This is a genomic window from Brevundimonas sp., from assembly GCF_031082345.1.
GTDB lineage: Bacteria > Pseudomonadota > Alphaproteobacteria > Caulobacterales > Caulobacteraceae > Brevundimonas.
Window position 1 is genome coordinate 1 of sequence record NZ_JAVHLH010000274.1, and the last position, 3685, is coordinate 3685.

Annotated in this window: 7 protein-coding genes; all 7 read left to right on the top strand. The window is 67.8% G+C overall.

Annotated features, from left to right (window positions below; translation table 11 throughout):
- Positions 1-44 precede the first annotated feature (44 nt).
- A complete protein-coding gene (locus tag RDU12_RS13865) occupies positions 45-323 on the top strand; it encodes a hypothetical protein (protein WP_300289523.1) in 279 nt (92 codons plus the stop codon).
- A complete protein-coding gene (locus RDU12_RS13870) occupies positions 323-706 on the top strand; it encodes a M15 family metallopeptidase (protein WP_300289524.1) in 384 nt (127 codons plus the stop codon). Before RDU12_RS13865 ends, RDU12_RS13870 begins: the two co-directional genes overlap by 1 nt.
- Positions 707-717: 11 nt before the next feature.
- Positions 718-1164, top strand: coding sequence for a hypothetical protein (locus RDU12_RS13875; protein ID WP_300289525.1), 447 nt, complete (start codon positions 718-720; stop codon positions 1162-1164).
- Complete coding sequence (locus RDU12_RS13880) at positions 1145-1333, top strand: hypothetical protein (RefSeq protein ID WP_300289526.1); 189 nt, start codon at positions 1145-1147, stop codon at positions 1331-1333. The genes RDU12_RS13875 and RDU12_RS13880 overlap by 20 nt, the downstream gene beginning before the upstream one ends.
- A 231-nt stretch (positions 1334-1564) precedes the next feature.
- Positions 1565-2395, top strand: coding sequence for a flagellin (locus tag RDU12_RS13885; protein ID WP_300289527.1), 831 nt, complete (start codon positions 1565-1567; stop codon positions 2393-2395).
- Positions 2396-2487: 92 nt separating this feature from the next.
- Positions 2488-2775, top strand: a complete 288-nt coding sequence (locus RDU12_RS13890) for a flagellar protein FlaG (protein ID WP_300289528.1) — start codon at positions 2488-2490, stop codon at positions 2773-2775.
- 103 nt (positions 2776-2878) lie between these two features.
- Positions 2879-3685: aromatic amino acid lyase (locus RDU12_RS13895; protein WP_374990225.1), on the top strand; the 807-nt coding region annotated here is incomplete at its 3' end.

Sequence of the window (3685 nt, forward strand, 5' to 3'; positions counted from 1 at the left end):
CATCGGCCGGCGGGCCGCCGGCGCGACGATCGGGAGGACGATCGATGACCGGCCCGATCGCTTTCCCGCCAACCCCGTCGCCGCTGGCGGAAGGTCGCTGGCTTTGGCGGCGGCTCTATGTGTTCGCCAGCACGGGGGCCGCCTGGCTGTTGCTGGACCGGCTGATCGCCCTGACGCCGCCCGAAGCCGCGCTTCCGCTGGCCAGGGGGCTTATGGCCCTGCTGGCCCTGACCATGGTCCTCTATCTGGTCGCGCCGACGGCGCAGCAGCTGCTCGCCAGCCTGCGCATTCTGCGGCCGCCGTTGGACGGGGAGGACCGCTGATGGGCTTCCGTCTCTCCGAGCGTTCGATGAAGCGGCTCGTCGGGGTGCATCCACGGCTGGTCGCCTTGGCGCGCGAGGCCATCGCGCTCAGCCCCGTCGACTTCATGATCACCGAAGGCCTGCGGACGAAGGCGCGCCAGATCGCGCTGGTTCGGGCCGGCGCCAGCCGAACGCGGCATTCGCGCCACCTGACCGGCCACGCCATCGACGTGGCGGCCATGATCGACGGCCAGGTGCGCTGGGACTGGCCCCTCTATCCGCGCATCGCCGCCGCCTTCAAGGCAGCCGCCGTGCGGCAGGGCACGGCCATCGTCTGGGGCGGCGACTGGCCAACCCTGAAGGACGGTCCGCATTTCGAACTCGACCGGACGGTGTTTCCGTGAGGACCGTGTCGTTGATCCGCGTCCTCACACCTGTCGGTTGGGCGATCCTGGCCGTGACGCTGGTCGTCGCGATTGCGGCCGTCGGGCACGGGCTCGGCCTGCGCTGGGATCCGTTCGACATGACCGGCCGGCGCCTGAGGACAGCCGAAGCGCGCGCGTCGATCGCGGCCGCCGACGCCGGCGCCCGACGTCTGGAAGCGGAAGGCATGGCCGATCAGGCCCGCCGCCTCGATCACCTTCACCAACAATCCGTCGCGGTGGAGCGGATGACCGCTCTCGCCGCGGCCCAAGCCCGGAGCGCCCATGACGCCTCTCACCCGCTGGATCCGGCACGCGCCGATCGGCTTCACCGCCATGATCGCGAGCTGTGCCGCCTCACTCCCGCCCTCTGCGGTCCCGCCCCGGCTGACCCTGCCGCCGGCGGCGGCCAGACCCTGCGTGCTGGACCGCCTGCCTGAGGCGCCGGCCCAGGGCGATCTGGAGGTCGCCTATGTCGCCCGCGGCGCCGCCCTGGCGGCGTGCGAGACCGCCCGCGAGCTGGCAGTCGGGACACTGCTGGCCGAGCGGGAGATACAGGACCGCTGGCGGGAGGCGCAGACCCCGCGTCGCCGACTCTGGCCGTGGTGACATCCGGGGCCGCAGCAACAACTGCCGGGTCGGACGGCAAATCCTGCCGGGCTCCCGGCAAATCCTGCCGGGCGGCCGACGTGCTTAACAGGAACTAACGCAGCGAAATCAACGAATCCGGCCTTGGCATGGAGGATTCGCCGGCGGCCCCGTCCTTGCTGCGACACCGCCGAGCAGAATGCTCCCGGCAGCCAAAACGGCGTCGGACACCTTGAAGAAGGACTACGTGTCATGGCGCTGAACAGCGTAAACACGAACGTGGGCGCAATGATCGCCCTCCAGAACCTCTCGCGCACCAACAATGAGTTGGGCACGGTTCAAAACCGCATCAACACCGGACTGAAGGTCTCGTCGGCCAAGGACAACGGCGCCGTTTGGGCTATCGCCCAGGGGCAACGTGCCGAAATCGGCGCCCTGAATGCCGTCAAGGACAGCCTGAACCGCGGCCAATCGGCCGTGGACGTCAGCCTGGCCGCGGGTGAGAGCGTTTCCGACCTGCTGATCCAGCTCAAGGAAAAGGCTCTGGCCGCGACCGACACCTCGCTGTCGACCTCGGCCCGGTCGGCCCTGAACGAAGACTTCACCTCCATTCGCGACCAGATCGCGACCGTGGTCGAGAACGCTTCGTTCAACGGCGTCAACCTGCTGGACGGCAGCATGACGGCCGGCTTCAAGGCTCTCGCCAACGTCGCCGGCTCCACCATCACGATCAACGACGAAAACATGAGCCTGTCGGGCTCGATCGTGACGCTGGCGGCTGCTGAAGCGATCAGCACCTCCACGCTCGCCACGGCCGCCCTGGCCAAGGTGGACGCCTCGATCGCCAACGTCTCGGCTTCGCTGGCGCGTCTCGGCACCGGCTCCAAGTCGCTGGGCACCCACCTGAACTTCGTCGGCAAACTCCAGGACACCCTGGAAGCCGGCGTGGGCAACCTGGTGGACGCCGATCTGGCCAAGGAAAGCGCCCGACTGCAGTCCCTGCAAACCAAGCAACAGCTGGGTGTGCAGGCGCTGTCGATCGCCAACTCCTCGACCTCCATCCTGCTCGGACTGTTCCGCTAAGGATCGACCGGAAGGGCGGGATCTTCGGATCCCGCCTGACCGGGTCCGCGCCGCACCACGGAGACGTCGGCTAGACGCCGGCGGAAGGAGAGATGCAGAGCAATGCCAGGATAGACCCGATCGGCGCCGTCGCCGTTCAGCCCGCCGCCGCGTCGACCGCGAGCGGCGATTTCCACGATTCCCGGTTCGCGCAGGAGGCCGAACGCGCCGCCCGCTACCGGCTGGTGATCGAGGAGGGGCCGCAGTCGGGGTCCTTCATCTACAAGACGATGGACCGGGTCACCGGCGAAATCGTCAAACAGCTGCCCCGCGAACAGGTCGTCGACCTGATGCAGGCGGCCCAGTACAGCGCCGGCTCGGTGATCGACACCAAGGCCTGACGCCACAGCGTATCCGCGATACCCGCCGCGCAGGAGCGATCCGCGCGGTTAAAATGCGTGGTTAGCGGCCGTTAACCATGTGTGCACGGTTCGTCTCATAGCCTTGGCCAAACCTGAAAGGCCGAGTCGGATGACGAACAGCGTCCATACCAACACTTCCGCCGCGATCGCGCTGCAGAACCTGACGCGCACCAACGAGCGCCTGGGCGATGTCCAGAGCCGCATCTCGACCGGACTGAAGGTCCAGGGCGCCAAGGACAACGCCGCCATCTGGGCAATCGCCCAGCAGCAGCGGGCGGATGTCGGCGCACTGAGTGCGGTCAAGCAGAGCCTCGATCGGGCGACCTCGATCGCCGATGTCGCGCTGTCCGCGGGCGAATCAGTCTCCGACCTCCTGAACCAGCTCAAGGAAAAGGTGGTCGCGGCGAAGGACTCCTCGCTGAAGACCCAGTCGCGTGAACTGCTGAACGCCGACTTTCAGGCGCTGCTGAAAGCGATCGCCTCGGCCGTGGACAACGCCACCTTCGACGGCGGCAACATTCTCAACGGCAGCCTGACGACGGGCATCCAGTTCCTGGCCAACGCAGACGCCAGCGCCTTCGTCACCCTCACGGCCAAGGATCTCAGCCTCGGCGGAGCGATCATCGAACTGTCGCTGTCGGACAGCCTGCTGACGCTGACCGGCGCCAACTTCCAGGGCACGCCCGTCTCGCTCCCGATGGACATGGCCGGCGCAGCCATCACGATGGTCTGCGTCCTCTCGGAGCGTCGCCTGAACCGCCTCACGAATCCGGCGCTGAGCGTCGGCCTGCCGGCCTTCCTGACGAAGGGCGCCGGGATGTTCTCGGGCATGATGCTCAGCCAGTACACGGCCGACACCCTGATCACCGAGCAGCGCATCCTCTCGGCG

Excerpts from the sequence above, each read along its gene's own strand:
- RDU12_RS13865 (WP_300289523.1), top strand. The coding sequence starts at position 45 with ATGACCGGCCCGATCGCTTTCCCGCCAACCCCGTCGCCGCTGGCGGAA.
- RDU12_RS13870 (WP_300289524.1), top strand. The coding sequence starts at position 323 with ATGGGCTTCCGTCTCTCCGAGCGTTCGATGAAGCGGCTCGTCGGGGTG.
- RDU12_RS13885 (WP_300289527.1), top strand. The coding sequence starts at position 1,565 with ATGGCGCTGAACAGCGTAAACACGAACGTGGGCGCAATGATCGCCCTC.
- RDU12_RS13890 (WP_300289528.1), top strand. The coding sequence starts at position 2,488 with ATGCAGAGCAATGCCAGGATAGACCCGATCGGCGCCGTCGCCGTTCAG.